Consider the following 18,929-nt stretch of genomic DNA (forward strand, 5'->3'; position numbering starts at 1 on the left):
AGGTGAAGTCGCACCACTGACACGGACGATCACCGTTCGATGGCGCGATGACACAGACGAACGACCCTACCCTCGGGACCATTCCTCCCGACGACGACATCGACCTCCAAAGCTACGTCGCCGCCTTCCGTCGTCGCGCCGGCCTGTTCATGGCGGTTGCGACGGTGGTCTGCCTGATCGTGTTGGCCCTGATGCTGGGCCAGACGCCGGTCTATACCGCCACCGCCAATCTCCAGATCAACACCCGCAAGGAACAGGTGATCGCCGGCCCGGCGGTCCTGTCCGCCCTCGATGCGGAAGCGGCCATCGTCGACACCGAGGTCGAGGTGCTGAAATCGCCCCAGCTCGCCGCCGGCGTCGTGGACGCGCTGGACCTGACCCACGATCCCGAATTCAACGCCCGACTGCGCAGATCCCACTTCGCCGCCCTCACCGACCGCATCGGCCGCGCCGCGATTCCCGCCCGCGAGATCGAGCGCCAGCAGGTCATCGACGCCGTCAGCCGCCGTCTGACCGTGCGCCGCGTCGGCCTGACCTATTCGATGGCCGTCGGCTTCACCTCGGACAGCCCGACCAAGGCAGCGCGCATCGCCAACGCCTTCGCCGAACGCTACCTCCAGTCCCAGCTGACGGCCAAATTCGACGCCAACAGCCAGGCCAACGCATTCCTCGGCGCCCGGCTGGAGGACCTGCGGCGCCAGGTCGAGACAGCCGACGCCGCCGTCTCCCTCTACCGGATCGAAAACGGCCTGCTCAGCGCCCAGGGCGCGACCCTAACCGAGCAGGAAATCTCGGTCTACAATCAGCAACTGGCGTCCGCCCGCGCGCAACAGGCCGAACAGGACGCCCGTCTGCGCACCGCCCGGTCCCAAATGGCGGCCGGTTCGAACGGCGACGATGTCGGCGAGGCCCTGACCTCCCCCGTGGTCCAGAACCTGCGCGCCCAGCGCGCGGCGATCAGCACCCGCGTCGCCGACCTATCCGTCCGCTATGGCCCCCTGCACCCCGACATGATCCGCGCCCGCCAGGAGCTGGCCGACATCGACGCCCAGATCCAGGCCGAGATCCGCCGCGTCGTCTCCAACCTGGACGCCCAGGCCCAGGTCGCCCAGCAACGGGCAGCGTCCGTTCAAGCCAGCCTGAATGCCGCGCGCGGCGCCTTGGCCGACAACAATGCCGCCTCGGTCCGCCTGCGCGAACTGGAGGGCGAGGCCGAGGCCGCCCGCGCCATCTACCGCGCCTTCCTGGACCGCTATCGCGAAACCAGCGCCCAGACCGGGGTCGAACAGGCCGACGCCCGCATCGTCTCGCGCGCCACGCCGCCGACCTCTCAGAGTGCGTCGAACCTGATGCTCAGCATAACCTTGGCTCTGGTGCTTGGCGTTGCGGCCGGCGCGGTCGCCGTCATCCTCGCCGCGCGACTGCAGACCGGCCTGGCCACGGCCGAGGAGGTGGAGCGCAAACTGGGCCTGACCGCCATCGGCGCTATCCCGCTCGCCTCTTCGGTCGCGGCGCCCGACGACCAGAACACCCACCCGATCGATCTCGTGCTGCAAAAGCCGCTGTCGATGTTCGCCGAGGCGTTTCGCGCGCTGCGCGCTTCGATCCATCCCACCAACATCCCCTCGCGCGACGCCAGGGTTGTGGCCGTGACCTCCGCCCTGCCTGGCGAGGGCAAGACCACCGCAGCCGTCTGTCTGGCGCGCGTCTCCGCCAAGGCCGGCGGCCGCGTTCTGCTGGTGGACGGGGATCCCCGCCGACGCGCCGTGACCCGCATACTGGGCCTGAACCCTGCCCAGGGCCTGACCGAAGTCCTGCGCGGCGCCGCCTCCTGGCGGAGCGTCCTGGTGCTGGACCCCGCATCCGGCGCCCATATCCTGCCGCTGTCGAACGCCGAAGCCTCGGCCGAGGACCTCTTCGGCTCCCCCGCGATGGACGCCCTGCTGATCGACCTGCGCCAGGCGTTCGACCTGATCCTGCTGGATACGCCCCCCGTTCTGGCCCTGGCGGACGCGCGCGTCCTGGCGGCCAGGGCCGACACGGTCGTCTTGCTGGCCCGCTGGCGCAAGACGCCGGCGCGCGCCGTGGACAGCGCCATCCGCATCCTGAACCAGTCCGGGGCAGAGATACTGGGCGTCGCCCTGACGCAGGTGGACGTCAAACTCCAGTCCCGACACGGCTACGGCGAGGCCGGCTACGCCTACGACGCCTACCGCCGATACTACGCCGCTTGAGAATTGCCTCCGCAGGATCATGGCGGTGGGCTACCCTAGTCTAGAACCTCTGCTTCAGCGTGAACCGGATGGTGCGCCCCAAGGGATCCTGCGCGTCTCGTCCATAGCCGGGCGCCGGTTCTCCGTCAGCCAACGCGGCGCGAGGGCGAGCATCGAACAGGTTGAGAATCTCTAGCCCGAACTGCGCGCCTCCGCTGCGCCGTGTGGGCGGCGCGTCGGCGGCGTCGGATGACCGCGCCGAGCCCCTCGGCCTCATCTGATAGGTCAGCTTGAGATCGACCGCGCCGAATGCCGCGACCTTCAGATCGTGGGGACCATCCACGCCGATGGCGCGGCGGATGCGATAGGGGCCGGACCAGCGCGCCGAAGCGTTCGCCCCCCACGGCCCCTTGCGCCCGTCGACGCGTAGGCTGAGTTCATGGCGCGACAGGCCGCCGCCATCTCCGGACAGGCGGTCCATCTCGGGCAGCCCGTCCCTGATGGTCGTCGTACTTCTCAGCCTCCAACTGTGATTGAGAAAGACGCGGATCGCGCCCGGCGCACCGCCGGTTCCAGATGGAATGGAGAAGGCCAGGTTGGACGACAAGGTCTCGCTGCGTTCGGCGCGGAGGTTGATCGGCCTCTGATCGATGCTGACCAGTCGCCCTTCGGCGTCACGCTGAAAGCGTTCGGGAAATGCGGCCTCCACCTCTGGCGTGGGAATGGGCAGGACGCCGATGCCGTCGCGCGTGCGGGTACTTTGCAAGTCGATTCCCCCGAACACGGCCCATGAGGTGAAGGGTCCGACCGAGGCCGCCAGGGTCATCTGGTCAAAGCTGGGCGATCTGAGGCTCGGATTTCCTCCCAGGATCGGCAGGACTTCGACCGATTCCCCCGTTTGGAAATCATAGACGACCCTCGGATAGCCGTAGGACACCGGATCGAACCTCTGCCGGTCGGACGGAGTGTCGCTCGACGTCGTCCATGAGCCGTTGAACCGGACCTTCGGACGGGGAGACCACGCCAGGCCGGTGTTCAAGTCTCCGCCCCTGCCGGCGCTGTCATCTCCGCGAAACGCGGCCCCAACAGACAGGGTGGCGGAGCCCCAGTCGAAGCCTTCGATTGGCGCGCTCGCCGGCTGGAGCAGAGGGACGGAAACGCCGCCCCTGACCTCCCCGGCCGTGACCGAGACCCGACGCGTGTCGTCGAAGGTTCGGACATCGGACCTCGCATAGGAAACCTTGCCCGAAAGGTTTGCGGTGAGCGGGCCAGCGGGAAGATCGGCAAGACGACGGTTGGCCGCCAGGCTCGCGGCGAGCGACCCGTTCCGGGAACGTGCATCCAGCAGTCCGGCCTGATCGCTCACGGCGAGTTGGCCTGTCGTGGCGATCTGCACGGACCAGCCGCGCAAATCTCCGCTGAGACCGGCCGTCAGGGACAACCCCTCCATCCGACTGCGGCTCTCCACAGCGTCCTCGGCGATCTGAAAGACGGAGCGACTGTTCTGGCGCCGCGCCGTCGCGCCCAGGCTTGCGGACCAGTCGCCCAGGGCGCGGGTTAGCGCCAGGTTGGCGGAAATCATGTCCGAGGCCGGGCGTAGCGTGACAGGGCCGCCGACCCTGTCCTCCTGACCATAGCCGGAACGTTCTTCAGCACGCAGCGACGTGTCCCGGGAAACCCGAACGCTCATCTGATCGGTATCGTTGTCGGAGATGGCCGAGCGACGCAGGTCGCCGATTAGCGCCGAGGTCCCGCCCGCCGTGGGTCGCGCCGCATTCAACAAGGCGTCGCGGCTTTCGAACTGCCGCTGCAGCACCAGGTTCAACACCCTGCGGGACGGATCGCCGCCATACAGGGCCGCCGCTTCACGGGGCAGCACCTCCACGCGGCTGAGCGCGTCGGGCGGAAAACCGAAGAACACGGCGGCGTCCGCCACCTGCCGCCCATTGACGATGATGATGGGTGATTCACGCACCCCGGATTCGGCGGCCAACCGATCGATCACCTCGCCGATGTCATAGAGTCCCAGAGCGTCGATTTCCGCCGGCCCGAGTTCGGACTCAGGCGCGACCCTCGCCGAACCGCGACGGCCGACCACCGAAACGTCTTCCAACTGCACCGGGATGGAGCCTGCGGGATCGACCGGAACGGCGGGTGGGTCGCCAGCCTGCGCCGAGAAGATCACGTATGACCACAGTAGCCAGTGCATCGGACCGCCGTTTCTACCTCGGCCCGGCCTTGATTTCGGCGAGCCTGCAGCGCTGGCTTGACAGATCGATCAAGGAACGTTTCCTACTGACAATAATGTCAATTTAGTCCGCCGTTGTGAATGAGGTCAAGATGGACGCCGATGCGATCGTGATCGGAGCGGGGCTGGCTGGACTGGTGGCTGCCGAAGAACTGGTGCGCCGCGGAAAGCGGGTCGTCGTTCTGGACCAGGAGAACGCCGGCAACCTGGGGGGACAGGCCTTCTGGTCCTTTGGCGGATTGTTCCTGGTGGACAGCCCCGAGCAGCGTCGGCTCGGCGTGCGGGACTCCCTTGACCTCGCCTGGCGCGACTGGCGCGGAAGCGCCGGATGGGACCGGCTGGACGGCCTCCTGCCCGAGGATGAATGGGCGGCGCGCTGGGGACGGGCCTATGTGGAGTTCGCAGCGGGTGAGAAACGCGCGTGGCTGCGCCAGCGAGGGATCCGGCTGACCCCTATGGTGGGCTGGGCCGAACGCGGCGCTGGTTCCGCCGACGGACACGGCAACTCCGTCCCGCGTTTTCATGTCGCCTGGGGCACGGGGACAGGGGTGTCCGGTCCCTTCGCCCGACGCGCGCTTGACGCCGCAAAAGAAGGACGGCTGACGTTCCGCTTTCGCCACCGGGTCGACGCCCTGCTGGTTGAGGCGGGCCGGGTCGTCGGGGTCTCCGGCTCGGTTCTGGCGTCCGACTCCGCCGTCCGCGGCGCACCGTCCAGCCGCGAGGCCGTCGGCGACTTCACCTTGCGAGCGCCGACGGTTCTGATCGCGTCCGGCGGTATCGGCGGCGACCATGCGCAGGTGCGGCGGTTCTGGCCGTCTCGCCTCGGAGCGCCGCCTCGGCGGATGCTGACCGGGGTTCCCGCCTATGTCGATGGCCGCATGCTCGACATCGCGGATCAGGCCGGGGCTCGCCTCGTGAACAGGGACCGGATGTGGCACTACGTCGAGGGCGTCCAGAACTGGTCGCCGATCTGGCCCGACCACGCGATCCGTATTCTGCCGGGCCCCTCGGCCATGTGGTTCGACGCCCTGGGGCGCCGCCTGCCCTTCCCCGCCCTGCCCGGCTACGACACCATCGCGACCCTGAAACATCTGCGCACGACCCCGGACCTCCAGGCGCACGACCATTCCTGGTTCATCGTCACCCAGAAGATGATCGAACGGGAATTCGCCCTGTCGGGATCGGAACAGAACGCGGACATCACCAGCGGCAGTCTGCTTCGCGTTCTCAAGACCCGCCTGGGGCGCGGCGCGACGCCGGAAGTCGAAGCCTTCAAACAACATGGCGCGGACTTCGTCGTCGCCGACGATCTCGCCACCCTGGTCGAGCGCATGAACGGACTGACGGATCGTCCGCTGTTGACGCTCGAAGACATTCGCCGCCAGATCGAGGCGCGCGACGCCCAGATGACGAACCCCTTCGCCAAGGATTTGCAGGTGATGGGCATCCACAACAGTCGTTGTTATCGCGGCGACCGCATGACCCGAACTGCAGCCCCGCACAGGATGCTCGATCCGAAGGCCGGCCCCCTGATCGGCGTCAAGCTGCATGTCCTGACCCGCAAGAGCCTTGGCGGGCTGCAGACGGACCTGGACGGTCGGGTCATGCGTCCGGACGGCGCGCCGTTCGAGGGCCTGTACGCCGCAGGCGAGGCGTCGGGGTTCGGCGGCGGAGGGATGCACGGATACAATGCTCTGGAGGGCACCTTCCTCGGCGGATGTCTCTTTTCGGGTCGTCAGGCGGGTGTGGCCATGGCGGCGGCGACCTGACGAATGGAGTCCGATCTCGCCCTATTCGGCCTTCGCGCCGCCCTGGTCGTCATCATGTTCGGCCTGGGGCTGGACCTGACACTATCTGATTTCGCACGGGTCGGTCGCGCGCCGAAGGCCGTCGTCGTCGCTCTCGTCTGCCAGTTGGCGCTGCTTCCCATCGTCGCCTTCGGCCTGGTCCAACTGTTCGCCCTGTCCGGCGCCTTGGCCGTCGGGATGATGCTGCTCGCCGCCTCGCCGGGGGGAACCGTGGCCAATCTCTATAGCCATCTGTTTCGTGGCGACGTGGCCTTGAACATCAGCCTGACGGCGCTGAACGCGGTGATTGCGGTGGTGACCCTGCCGATCATCGTCAACCTCGCACTGCAATGGTTCATGCCGGGGGACGAAGGCTTGGGTCTCCAGTTCTCCAAGGTCGTGGAGGTGTTCGCCATCGTTCTGGCGCCCGTCGCGGCCGGCATGATGGTGCGGGCCGCCGCGCCCCGGTTCGCCCAGGCGATGGATCGCCCGGTCAGGGTCGGATCGGCCGTCCTTCTGGCGGTTGTGGTCGTCGGCGCGATCGGCGCCAATATCGACCTGCTGCTGGACGACGCTCTCGCGCTCGCCGGGGTCGTGACCGCCTTCTGCGTCGCCAGTCTGACGATCGGATTCGTCGCGCCGCGATGGCTCGGCGTCGGGCATCGCCAGGCCGTGGCCTGCGCCTTCGAGATCGGCTTGCACAACGCCACCCTAGCGATCGTGATCGCCCAATCCCTTCTGTGCGCGCCGGCCTTCGCCCTGCCCGCCGCAGTTTACGGCGTGGCGATGTTTCCGCTCGCAGCCGTGTTCGGGCTGATCATCCGCGACCGACGCGCCTAGGGCAGGCGTTTCCAGGTCTGGGTGCGGCAGAGCAGCGGCGCGATACAGCCCTGGACTGACAGGGTGTTCGCATCGATCAACGTCAGGGACCCGTGGCGCGCGCCCTGCCCCGAGGCCGGGTCATACAGCGGCCCGCCGCGCCAGACGTCCGGGCCGCCGGAAAAGCCGTGCAGCACCGTCACGCCTTGCAGGGCTCGCTGGCGCAAGGCGGGCTCGCGATTGCGGACGTCCCGCTGCTGAGGATTGCGTCGCAGAGGGTCGGCGTCGATCAGGCGACCGCACAGCTCGGCGCCGCATCGCGTGATCTCCACGACCCCGTTCTGCGCTGTCGTGCGCCACCGCCCCAGCGGCGAGGAACCCTGAGCCTGGCCTTGGACGCTCGTCCCTGCAGCCGACGCGAGGATCAGCGTCAGGATGGACAGGACCGCAAGCGCCTTCATTGCTCCATCTGCCGATAGTGGTCCCGGACCTGCGGCGGAATCCGATCGTAAAGATGCGGCGATCGTATTCCCAATCGACGACGCGCGTCCTCCAGCGGCTCGGCCATCAGAGCCGCGTAATCGAGGCCGGGCAACCACGCCGCCTTTCGCCCATGACGCCATGCCTGGAGGATCGCCCTGGCGCAGGGATGGCCCGTACGGGCGCGCATGAATTCGACAGCGACCCCCGCTGCGATCACGCCAAATCCGGGGCTGCGGGTCTGGGGCAATGAGAAGGCCACGACGCAGGCCTCGCCCAAGGCGTCGGTCTGATACCCCGTCAGGACATGCCAGATGTCATGCACGTCCCGCAGCCGACGCGCATACCAGGCCCAGGGGTGCGCCGCGTTGATGTCGGTGTCGGCCACCTTCAGGCTCTCATCGGCCAGGCCGTAGGCCGAGAAATCACGCACTTCCACGAAGGCGAGGTAGGCGGCGCCCACGCTGCCTTGCGGGAAGGTCCGCAGCCAGTCCCGGTTCTGCAACCGGTCGGCCAGTTCATCCATCGAAAAGGCCTGCCGGCCTCCCTCGGGCGCGTCCAGCAAACGCTCATAACCGCGCCTCACCGACTGTCCCGCCAGCGCATTCATGATCTCGAAGACCTGGGAGGTGTCTTCCTTATCGGCGATCAGTCGCCGCAGCGCCCGCCAGGCGCGCACAGGTTCAACCTTGCGATGTCCGAGCCGGTTCTGGGTCGGTGTTTTCATGTCGATCAAGGCCGAATTCACCGTCGCTGCGTCCACACTCACTTGCGCTCTCCTTGCCTCACGCTTAACCACGAGATGCTATCTACATGAATGTCACTTACATCAATGTCAATATCAACAACGCCCCGTCGTCGCCGCCGCGCGCCTGAAGAAGCGCGCAGGGAAGCGCTGGTCTCTGCGCGGGCGTTGCTGCTAAAGGGCGGGCCGGACGCCGTGACGTTGAAGAGTGTGGCCGACGACATCGGCGTGACCCACACGAACCTGATCCACCATTTCGGTTCCGCAGCCGGGCTGCAATCAGCGCTGATGGCCTCGATGGTGGCCGATTTGTCCGAGGCGCTGGATGCTGCGGTGGTCCGCTTGCGCACCGACGAAGGCGCGCCGCTGGAACTCGTGAATGCGGTGTTCGACGCCTTTGCCGGAGGAGGCGCGGGCCGTCTGGCCGCGTGGATCGTGCTCTCAGGCGACCTCAGCCAGTTGGAACCGGTTCGAAATGCCGTCGTCGGACTGGTCGAAGCCATCCGCGACAAGCTTCACGCCACCGACGACGAAGCGCGCGAGCGCATAAGTCCGGCGGTTCTCTTCATCGCCCTCAGCGCCTTCGGCGAGGCCCTGATCGGCCCCCCTCTGCGCGACATGCTCGATCAGGACGATGACGCCAGCCGCACGGTGGTGGCCCGCCTTTTGCCCGCCTTCCTGGTCAGGCCTGACCAGAACCCCTGAATGCGTCCGCAGGACGTATCGGCGTAGATCGACACAAAACGGCCGGGCGTCCGAGAGGACGTCCGGCCAGTCGCAGGAACAGGCGGTCGAGGATCCCGCCCTGTGTCGTTCAGGGAACGATCGTGAACGCACCCGACAGGCTGCCGGCGACGATCGTGCAGTTGCTCGGCGTACCGGGGTGACATCGTTCGAGAAGGTGATGGTCCCGCCGGACACATCGGCCACGACCGTGCCCGAACAACTGCCAAGGATCGAGTTGGCGCCGATGCCGGTGATGGTCACTTCGTCAAGCGCGGTCGCCGTTACAGTCCAGGGGAAGGCCGCCGGCCTGACGAGCGTGCCGCAAAGCGCGCTTGACGGCGGCGAGAAGGAGCCGCCGGTGATGGTGCCCACGCCGGCCGAATTGACCGAGACCGTGAAGGTTCCGGTGCAGGTGATCGTGGTGCTCTGCTGCAGGATCAAGGTGCCGGAAATCGTCAACGTGCCGGGCGCGGGACTGAGCTGCTGCGCCGCCGCTGGAGACGCGAGACTTGCGGCCGCCAGCACGGCTGCGGAAATGAGGGACAACGACTTGAACATTGTAGACCCCCTATTTGTTTAACCTCTGGTTGAGGCCGCTACAGACATCCATGTTCATAGCCTGAGAGTCAAGGAATTTTATTATTGTTTTCATATAGTTAACATAAGCAGACATGCTTCTCCCACCCGCTTGGGCGAGTGGGAGAACAACAGGCCGATCAGCGGCGCGGCGTGTACCGGCGTCAGAAGCTCTTTCTGACGCTGAAGGCGAAGAGGCGCGGGTCCAGGGTGAAGACATTCGTCGTCAGCCCGGTGTCGTCGCTGTTGGTGAAGGCGTCTGTGATCGGCGTCTCGTCGAAGACGTTCTTGACATAGACCTGGAAGACGAGCCCGTCGTTCGGCCGCTCCAACGTCATGGAAAGGTTGACGTTGTCCCACGCCTCGAGCCGATCGTAGGTCGTATTGTAGATGCGGGCGTAGCTGGCGTCCTGCCAGTAGTAGTCGCCGCGCACCGTCAGATCCCAGTCGCCCAGGAAGAAGGTGTATTCGGCCCCGACGTTGGCGGTCCAATTCGGCGAGTTCGGCAGTTCGTTGCCGCCAAGATCGGCCAGGAAACCGCGTCCGGCGTTCGGCGCCTCCGTCAGAGGGTCGTAGGTGAAGCCGAACAGGGCGTAGAGCGGCAGCACCGAGGGGAAGTTCGGATCGAACGACCCGGTGCGCTGGGAGCCGGCGCACAACCCCTGCAGGCCGAAGATCTTGAGGCTCTCGTCCATCGGCGAGTTGAGGATCGATTCCACATATTCGGTCGGCGCCACGCAGTTCGACGGCACCTGGACCCAGGGGCGCAGCACCATCCAATCCGCATTGCCCTGGGTGCGATCCATCACATCGATGGATCCCTGATCGTCGCCGATACGCGTGTTGAGATAGCCGACGTTCGCATCCAGCCGGAAATTGGGCGTCGGCCGGAAGGCCGTCTCGAACTCCAGCCCCCAGACCCTCGCGTCGAAGTTCTCGTTCAGCGAGATGCGATCGACGATCTGCGACACCTGATAGTCGGTGTAATCGTAGTAGAAGGCCGTGCCGTTGAGCCGCAGCTTGCCGTCATACAGCGTATTTTTCGTCCCGATCTCGAAGGCGTTGACGTATTCCGGCCGGAAGTCGCTGGCGAGCGGCTGGTACTGGATCACCGTCGGATTGATATCGACGCGCGGCGGATTGGTGCCCCCGCCCTTGTAGCCCCGCGCATAGGAGGCATAGACCATCGTCTCGTCGGTGAAGGTGAGGTCCGGCTTCCAGTCCAGGACCAACCGTCCGGTCAGGGCCTCCCACGACTGTTCAATATCGGGCTGGGCCGGATAGCCCCGATTCACATAGCCCCCCGACGATGCGCCAGGCGTACCGTCAGGGTTGGCCCCGAGCAGAAGCTGGCTGGGATAGGGCGTCGTGATCTTGCGATCGTCAGTGTAGCGCAGACCGGCGGTCAGTCGCAGATCCGGCCGCAAGTCCCAATAACCTTCCCCGAACACGGCCCAGGACCGGACATCCACGACATTGCGACTACGGAAATAGTTGTGTCCGTCCCCCGCCAGATTCTCGATCGAGGTCGGATCAACGTAGATGCATTCCTTGAACGCCGGCGCATTGGCGTCGCAGGGCACCGTTCTCTTGCCCTGAGTCACATAGTTCAGGGTGTCGTCGTTGTACCAATACTCCGCTATAAGGCTGAATAGGTTGTTGAAAACGTAGTAATTATCTTCAGACTTAAAATCTATGTAGTTAGCGCCAAGGCTGAAGTTGAACATCCCGTCGGAGTCGGACTGCAGTCGAAGCTCTTGCGACCACTGGCGATTGTCGGAACTGCTGAGATCCGCCGACACCATGCGATCCGAGGCTCCCAGTTGGGGGTCGGTGTAGACGCCGCCCGGCGTTGCCGGCGAACCCGGGATCGGAAACCCGGGAAACAACTCCAGAGGCTGCGCCGAGTCATTGAATATCGGATTGCTGACAAACCGATTGTAGTCTTGCGTCGAATAATAGTCGTCCTTGGTGTAGGCCGTCTGGGAGTACAGCGTCAGACCATCGCTCAGTTCGAACTCCATGTTGAACTGAACGACGTCGTTCTTGACCCGGAATATGGGATCGTAGCTGGTGGCGATCTCTCTCAGGTCCCTCGACTGCGTCACCCCGGCGTAGGGGTCCACGCGATAGTCGATGGCCGTGACCGTCCCCGTAGGGTCGGTGAGGCTTGCGCCCAGCCGACGCCCATACTCGATCTGCCCTGCCACGAAGACATGCCCGAACGCCCCCGCGTTCGGCGCGCCATAGGCGGCGTCATCATAAAGCGAACCCGGCAGACAGCCCTGACTCAGACGGTTGCGAAGGAACCCTTCCGGCACGGCCGTGCTTCCGGCCATCGTCGGGCCGGGGTCTCGGGTGCAGAGTTGTTTGCCGGTGCGCGAGCGCTGGTCGTCCTCTTCGAAATGCTCCCAGATCAGATTGGCGCGGAAGCGGTCGTTCGGCGCCCATGCCGCCGACACCCGTGTGGACCACAGATCGCGGTCGTTGATGTGGGTGTCGTTGAAGCTGTTGTAGTCGAAGCCGTCACGCTGGGTGATCGACCCTGCGGCGCGCACCCAGAAGGTGTCGCTGACCGGCAGGTTGATCATCGCCTGCCCGCGAAGCGTGCCGTAGTTCCCGACCTCCGCCTTGGCCATCCCTTCGAAATCGGGACCCGGGAGGTTCGGAATCATGTTGACGACGCCGCCGGTGGCGTTGCGGCCATACAGGGTGCCTTGCGGTCCCCGCAGCACCTCGACCCGGTTCACATCCAGATATTCCTGCTCGAACAGTCGGTTTCTGATCAACGGCGTGTTGTTGAAGCTGACCGCCACGGCCGGGTCGCTGCTGGCCGACACGGCCTTGGTCCCGATCCCCCGGATCGAGAAGTTGTACATGCTGAAATTGGCCTTGGAGAAGGTCACGTTCGGCACGGCGCGCATCAGTTCGGACCCGCCCTCGATCTTCAGCGCGTCCAGCGTCTCCGACGAAAAGGCCGACAGCGCGATCGGCACATCCTGCGCCGCTTCTTCGCGTTTCTGCGCCGTGACGATGATGTCGTCCACCGTCGCCGTCGCCGTCGGGGCGTTCGTGGCCTGCGCCAGTGCGGTTCCCGCACCCATGATGAGCGCGCCCGCCGCCACGGTCGCAACCAGGCGTGCGCGTTTGCCGGCCGATGAAGCCATTCGTCCCTCCCAGACCCGCACGGCCTTTTCGGCCGCGCTGGATGATGTTTCCTCCCCGCCGATGATGTCCGTTCGATGAGGCGGGACCATCGACGGTTGCCCGGAACGAAGCCGCTATTCACGGCGCTGTCAATATCTACTTACAATAATGTTCGCTATCGAATGCAGGCTTTCCTGCCGCCTGGCCTGGCGGGCTCAATGCGGAGCTTTCGCCGGAAAGTGGAAGGGGGGTGAAGCTGCTCGGCCTCGGAATTGCCTTGGCACAACCGATGGAATGTAGAGCTGAATCCAAACGACGTGGAACCGGACGATCCGTTACACCTCCTCAAGAGCACCGAAGAAGGGCTGAACAGCACGACAGCTCTCATAAGCTGCACCGCTTGCCTTCTCCGCGATTGCATTTTGACAAGATGGTCTGCGCAATCAGCTAGAATCGGACGTTCATGTGGTGCGCTGTCTATGACGAAGCAAAGGTTTTTGGAGCTCGTCGTTCAGCGCCGCCTCAACACAAAGGCTGCCATGAAGATCCGGAAGAGCTTGCTTCGCAATCAGCCGCAAAGCCTCAGACGAGCGTGACTGGTGGTCTCGGATCACAGTCGTTGGCGTAATCACGCTATGCGTAGTCGCGGCGGCGGATATCGCCTGGGCGCACCCGGCGAACCGCCCAGCCATGGCCAGCCCGTCTTGCTTCGATCATGAGGCTGCCGACCGCTCCGCCACGACCATCTTATCGAAGGTCTCGCTGATCGGCGCCGGCGCCGGTTTCCCAAACCGGGCGACCGTCAGTGCGACGAGGCTGCTGACGATGAAGCCGGGCACGATCTCGTAGATCGCGTCCGACAGCGAGGCGCCGCCGATGGTGAAGGGGGCGTACAGCCAGATCAGAACGGTGACCGCGCCGCTGACGATGCCGGCCAGGGCGGCGCTAGCGGTCATGCGTTTCCAGTGAAGACTGAGCAGGATGACGGGACCGAAGGCTGCACCGAACCCCGCCCAGGCATTGCCGACCAGGGACAGGATGCTGGTGGAGCGATCCAGCGCGAGCCCGATCGCGATCACCGCGACCAGCAGGGTGGCCAGTCGTCCGACCATGACCAGCTCCTTTTGCCCGGCGTCGCGGCGGAAGAAGGTCTTGTAGAAATCCTCCGTCAGCGAGCTGGACGAGACCAGCAGTTGCGAGGAGATAGTGCTCATGATCGCCGCCAGGATCGCCGCGAGCAGGAAGCCGGTGACATAGGGATCGAAAAGCGTCTGGGAGAGGGCGATAAAGATCGTCTCCGGGTCGTCCAGCGGCATGCCTGTGCGGGTGACATAGGCGAGGCCCGCGACGCCGCACAGCACGGATCCGATCACCGTCACCAGCATCCAGGACATGCCGATCCGGCGCGTCGTCGGCATGTCCCTGACCGAGCGAACGGCCATGAAGCGAACGATGATGTGCGGCTGGCCGAAATAGCCGAGGCCCCAGGCGAGACTAGAGATCAGGCCAAGAACGGTCACACCCGAGAACCACGACATATAGTCCGGATTGGTCGAGACGGCCGCGGTCTCGGTCGCCGACCAGCCGCCCAGGTTCACGATGGTCACGATCGGGACGAGGACGAGCGCAGCGAACATGATGCAGCCCTGAACGAAGTCGGTCAGGCTGACGGCGAGAAAGCCCCCGAAGAGCGTGTAGGCGATGACCACCGCTGCGGTCACCGCCATGCCCCACGCGTAGTCGAGACCGAAGGAGGCTTCGAACAGCTTGCCGCCGGCGACCAGACCCGCCGAGGTGTAGAGGGTGAAGAAGACCACGATGACCAGCGACGCCAGCACGCGCAGGCGTCGGCTTCGATCATCGAACCGCTTTTCGAGAAACTCGGGAATGGTGACCGCGTCCCCGGCCAGCTCGGTGTAGAGCCGCAGGCGAGGCGCCACGAGCAGATAGTTCAGCCAGGCGCCGACCAGCAGGCCGACCGCGATCCAGGCGGCGCTGAAACCCGACACGAAGATCGCCCCCGGAAGCCCCATCAGCATCCAGCCGCTCATGTCGGACGCGCCCGCCGAGAGCGCCGCGACGGCCGGAGACAACTGCCGGCCACCCAGCATGAATTCGGAGACGTTGCTGGTCGATTTGCGCCAGGCATAGAGGCCGATGCCGAGCATCAGCACGAAATAGCCGCCCAACGACACGAGGGTTTCAGAGTTCATCACAGGCTTTCAGAAGAAGTCAGGAGGAGCGCAGACGTGGGCCGCGTCCCGGATCAGGCTCGGGTCAGGCGCGCGTCTGGCCCGCACCGCGCACCAGATATTTGAAGGTCGTCAGCTGCTCGACACCGACCGGGCCGCGGGCATGGATCTTGCCCGTGGCGATGCCGATTTCAGCGCCCATGCCGAACTCGCCGCCGTCCGAGAACTGGGTCGAGGCGTTGTGCATCACCACGGCGCTGTCGATCTCGACCAGGAAACGGTCGGCCGCCGCCTGGTCGCGGGTCAGGATCGCATCCGTGTGACCCGAGGAATGTTCCGAGACGAAGGCGATGCCGGCGTCGAGATCGTCCACGATTTTGACCGAGGCGATGGCGTCCAGATATTCGCGACCCCAGTCCTCTGCGTCGGCGGCGACCAGCCTGGGCTCGATGGCGCAGGCCTCGGCGTCGCCACGCAGTTCGCAGTCCGGCAATGCGTCCGCCAGGGCGGGAACCGCGCGCGCCGCGATGGCGCGGTCGATCACGATGCTTTCGGTCGCGCCGCACACGCCGGTCCGGCGAAGCTTGGCGTTCGCGATCACTGCGACGGCCTCGGCGACATCGGTGTCGGCGTGGATATAGCTGTGACAGTTCCCGTCCAGATGCAGCAGGGTCGGAACGCGGGCCTCGCGCTGGACCAGTTCGACCAGACCGCGGCCTCCGCGCGGGATGGCCAGGTCGATGTACTCCACCGCGCGCAGAAGGTCTCCGACCAGGGCGCGGTCCGGGGAACCGACCGCCTGGACGCAGTCGCCGGCAAGCCCGGCGTCCACCAGCCCGGCCTGCATGCAGGAGACGATGGCGGCGGTCGAACGCCGGCTGTCCGATCCGCCGCGCAGGATGATGGCGTTGCCGGACTTGATACATATAGCGCTGGCGTCGGCGGCCACATTGGGTCGCGACTCGAAGATCATCGCGATGACCCCGATCGGCACAGCCACACGCCGGATGTCGAGGCCGTTCGGGCGAAGGGTCTGCGCCAGTTCGCGGCCGAGGGGGTCAGGCAGGTCCGCGATCTCGTCTAGTGCCTGCGCCATGGCCGCGACACGGTTTTCATCAAGCCGAAGGCGATCGATGAAGGCGGCTGGTTTGCGATCGACGACCTCGGCGACATCGGCCGCATTGGCCTCGAGAAGGGTCGGCATGGCCTGGCGCAGACGGGCTGCGGCGGCGCGGATCGCCTGATTGCGCTGGGCGACCTTGCTGGTGGCCAGCGCCCGCGCCGCCTGCCTCGCCGCCTCGCCGAGCAGTGAGACGGTGTCGGAGGGGGCGGCGGCCGGAGATGAGGTCAAAGAAGTCACGGATATCCTTAAGCTTGTTTCAGGGAAGGCTCAGCGCAGCGCGACGGCGCGCGCATAGGCGGCGTCCAGCGTGGCCTTGAGCAGATCGTCCAGGCCGCCGTCGCCGTTGAGCGCTGCGAGGCCGGCGGCGGTGGTGCCGTTTTTGCTGGTGACGCTGTCGCGGAGTTGGGCCAGCGAGAGGGACGACCGTCTCGCCATCTCGACGGCGCCCGCCATGGTGTCCAGCACCAGTTGTCTCGCGGTCTCGGGGGCGAAGCCCAGTCCCGTTGCGGCCTCCACATAGGTTCTCGCGATCTCGAACACATAGCCGGGGCCCGAGCCGGCGACCGCCGTCAGCCGATCAAGCTGGTCTTCGTCCTGGACCCAGAGCACGGACCCGACCGCCTTCATCAGCTTTTGCGTCATGTCACGCTGCGCCTCTCTGACGGACGGGTCGGCGCACAACCCGCTGGCGCCCGCGCCGATGGCCGCGGGAAGATTGGGCATGATCCGCACCACGGGCGCGCCTGCGCTCAACCCCTTCAACCGCGCGATTGAACTGCCCGCCGCGATCGAGGCCAGGAACCCACCCGGCGCGAGACGATCAGCATAGACAGGGACGACCATATCCAGAACCTGAGGCTTCACCGCGATGATCACGAGATCGAAAGCGCAATCCTCGACCGGCGGCGCCTCCGCGAGGAAGGTCGTCTCGTCCGGTTCGGCGCTGACGGCCGGCGACTCGACTTGCGGATCGATGACGACGAATCTGTAGTCGGGAAATGCGACCGGGGCGGCGGATCGCCATTGCGACAGCAACGCCGCGCCCATCTTCCCATATCCAACCAGAGCGATCCGCAATTCGCATCTCCTTAATCTGTATTTTTTCAGCCTCGATCAGATCAAGACAGGATTCGCGCTTGAAATGCGCGGATAGACACCAATGAATAGCGTCGATTTGCATAATTTGACAGATACACAGGCAAAATCTTGCCATGTCCGCCGAAATGCGTATAAGCTGTTTCTAAATCACACAGCCAAGTTCGTCAAGTCGTGCGCGCCGGCGTGCGTGTTAACGACTTTAACTGTATTAGTTCTAAAATTTACTGGAGTAAAATATGAGTAGTAAGAAAAGGATTGTGATCAAGGTCGGCTCTAGTCTTCTTGCTGATGAGGCTCGACTCACCCCTCGGTGGGGATTTATGCAGAGAATTCTGGAGGATATCGCGCTCTTGAAGGATGAGGGCTACGAGGTAGTTCTATGTTCCTCGGGCGCTGTCGCGCTGGGCATGCGGACCATCGGCGTAACGCCCGACACCGCCGGGCTTCGGGATAAACAGGCGGCGGCGGCCTGCGGGATGCCCCTGCTGCTCAACGCCTACACGCAGATCGGTCACCAGTATGATCTGAACGTGGCCCAGATTCTGGTGACCCTGGGCGATTTCGAGGATCACGGGCGTTTCCTGAACACCAAGAACACCGTGCACCGTCTGCTGGCGTCGGACGTGCTGCCGATCATCAACGAGAACGACACCATCACCACCGAGGAGATCAGGGTCGGCGACAACGATCGCCTGGCGGCCAAGGTCGCCCAGATGATCCAGGCCGAACATCTCGTCATCCTGACCAGCGTCGATGGTCTGTATGACCGCCATCCTTCCGAGCCCGGCGCGGAGCTCATTCGGACCGTGAGCGACGTCGGCCAGTACCTGGACGTGACACGATCGGTCAGCACCCTCGGCACGGGGGGCATGCTGACCAAGCTGCAGGCCGCCAACATGGCGCAGAACGCCGGCTGCCACACCCTGATCGCCAATGGCGAGGTGGAAAATCCGGTCTCGTCGGTCCTGAAGGGCGAGCGCCCCTGCACCACCTGCATCGCCCACGCCGAGCCCCTGACGAGTTGGGCGGCCTGGCTGACCAGCCGCCTGCATGTCGCGGGCAGCATCGTCATCTCCGCCGAGGCGGCGCAGGCGGTCGCCAAGGGCGAGCGCGGGATCGACCGTCATGACGTGCGCTCGATGACCGGCTCCTACGCCAAGGGCGACGTGATCCACGTCTATGACGAGCACGGCGTGGAGCGAGCGCGCGGCATGACCGACTTCTCGTCCGAGGAGACCGCCATTCTGGTTCGAAACATAGAGCTCTCGGTCAAGTCCCTGATCGGATACCAGTCCCGAGGCGTCCTGATCGAGGCGACCAATCTGATCACTCTGGACGAACGGCAAATCCCGTGGGAGCAGCGGCTGGAGCTTGCGGCGTCGACTGAGACCGTGGCGAGCCACCTTGTTCAAGGCGTCAATCAAAAGGCGCTGCCAGTCTGACGTTAACCTGTTTCCACTTCAGGCCGCCTACAAGCCTCATCGGAAATCACATTTCGTGAAGACACTGTCGTTCAAGCGCCACCGCTTTCACTCCTCAAGGCTGGGTTGCCGATCGCGAGACGAGTGAAGAAGCTACGTCCACCCTGCTGGCGCCTCGACAAGATGGTCTGATCGATTGGTCGAAAATCGCATGTTCCTGTGGCGCACCGTCAACGACGAAAGTGAGATGCTGGACCTCACCGTCCGCCCACGAAACAACACTGAAGCAGCCCTGAAACTGCCAAGGCTGGTCCGAAATCAGCCCGTTGAGCCGGAGAAGTCTTCACCGGGGCG

12 protein-coding genes and 1 pseudogene are annotated in these 18,929 nt (G+C 65.1%); 5 read left to right on the forward strand and 8 right to left on the reverse strand.

Annotation, left to right across the window (positions count from 1 at the left end):
• Nucleotides 1-47 precede the first annotated feature (47 nt).
• Nucleotides 48-2,234, forward strand: a complete 2,187-nt coding sequence (locus tag ACODSC_RS13505; protein ID WP_488814505.1) for a GumC family protein — start codon at nt 48-50, stop codon at nt 2,232-2,234.
• A gap of 40 nt (nt 2,235-2,274) precedes the next feature.
• On the opposite strand, the gene ACODSC_RS13510 is transcribed toward ACODSC_RS13505, so the two are convergent.
• A complete protein-coding gene (locus ACODSC_RS13510; RefSeq protein ID WP_488814506.1) occupies nt 2,275-4,422 on the reverse strand; it encodes a porin family protein in 2,148 nt (715 codons plus the stop codon).
• Between the two features lie 131 nt (nt 4,423-4,553).
• Between ACODSC_RS13510 and ACODSC_RS13515 the strand changes: the two genes are divergently transcribed.
• Complete coding sequence (locus ACODSC_RS13515) at nt 4,554-6,230, forward strand: FAD-binding dehydrogenase (protein WP_488814507.1); 1,677 nt, start codon at nt 4,554-4,556, stop codon at nt 6,228-6,230.
• Between the two features lie 3 nt (nt 6,231-6,233).
• Nucleotides 6,234-7,088 carry a bile acid:sodium symporter family protein gene (locus ACODSC_RS13520; protein ID WP_488814508.1) on the forward strand — a complete coding sequence of 285 codons (855 nt, stop codon included), beginning with the start codon at nt 6,234-6,236 and terminating at the stop codon, nt 7,086-7,088.
• Here ACODSC_RS13520 and ACODSC_RS13525 read toward each other — a convergent pair.
• Together ACODSC_RS13525 and ACODSC_RS13530 are read right to left on the reverse strand one after the other, a co-directional pair.
• Complete coding sequence (locus ACODSC_RS13525; protein ID WP_488814509.1) at nt 7,085-7,528, reverse strand: DUF2147 domain-containing protein; 444 nt, start codon at nt 7,526-7,528, stop codon at nt 7,085-7,087. The genes ACODSC_RS13520 and ACODSC_RS13525 overlap by 4 nt on opposite strands.
• A complete protein-coding gene (locus ACODSC_RS13530) occupies nt 7,525-8,316 on the reverse strand; it encodes a Coq4 family protein (RefSeq protein ID WP_488814510.1) in 792 nt (263 codons plus the stop codon). The genes ACODSC_RS13525 and ACODSC_RS13530 overlap by 4 nt, the downstream gene beginning before the upstream one ends.
• 63 nt (nt 8,317-8,379) lie before the next feature.
• On the opposite strand from ACODSC_RS13530, the gene ACODSC_RS13535 reads away from it, so the two are divergent.
• The gene (locus ACODSC_RS13535) at nt 8,380-8,997 is read left to right on the forward strand and encodes a TetR/AcrR family transcriptional regulator (RefSeq protein ID WP_488814511.1); all 618 of its coding nucleotides are present in this window, start codon (nt 8,380-8,382) and stop codon (nt 8,995-8,997) included.
• Nucleotides 8,998-9,228: 231 nt separating this feature from the next.
• Here the strand turns inward: ACODSC_RS13535 and ACODSC_RS13540 are convergent.
• From ACODSC_RS13540 to proC, 5 genes and pseudogenes are all read right to left on the reverse strand, one after another.
• Nucleotides 9,229-9,576 (reverse strand): annotated as a pseudogene (locus tag ACODSC_RS13540) (protein activator of alkane oxidation PraB); the annotation flags it as partial.
• Nucleotides 9,577-9,758: 182 nt separating this feature from the next.
• Nucleotides 9,759-12,761, reverse strand: coding sequence for a TonB-dependent receptor (locus ACODSC_RS13545; RefSeq protein WP_488814512.1), 3,003 nt, complete (start codon nt 12,759-12,761; stop codon nt 9,759-9,761).
• A 693-nt stretch (nt 12,762-13,454) separates the two neighbouring features.
• Nucleotides 13,455-14,954 carry a sodium/proline symporter PutP gene (putP, locus tag ACODSC_RS13550; RefSeq protein WP_488814513.1) on the reverse strand — a complete coding sequence of 500 codons (1,500 nt, stop codon included), beginning with the start codon at nt 14,952-14,954 and terminating at the stop codon, nt 13,455-13,457.
• A 64-nt stretch (nt 14,955-15,018) separates the two neighbouring features.
• The gene (locus tag ACODSC_RS13555; RefSeq protein WP_488814514.1) at nt 15,019-16,293 is read right to left on the reverse strand and encodes a glutamate-5-semialdehyde dehydrogenase; all 1,275 of its coding nucleotides are present in this window, start codon (nt 16,291-16,293) and stop codon (nt 15,019-15,021) included.
• Nucleotides 16,294-16,323: 30 nt separating this feature from the next.
• Nucleotides 16,324-17,133 carry a pyrroline-5-carboxylate reductase gene (gene proC / locus ACODSC_RS13560; RefSeq protein ID WP_488814515.1) on the reverse strand — a complete coding sequence of 270 codons (810 nt, stop codon included), beginning with the start codon at nt 17,131-17,133 and terminating at the stop codon, nt 16,324-16,326.
• Nucleotides 17,134-17,390: 257 nt separating this feature from the next.
• Here proC and proB point away from each other — a divergent pair, with 257 nt between their 5' ends.
• On the forward strand, nt 17,391-18,596 hold the full coding sequence (proB, locus tag ACODSC_RS13565) for a glutamate 5-kinase (protein ID WP_488814516.1): 1,206 nt from the start codon (nt 17,391-17,393) through the stop codon (nt 18,594-18,596).
• Nucleotides 18,597-18,929 lie beyond the last annotated feature (333 nt).

Source organism: Brevundimonas sp. FG128, assembly GCF_057809775.1.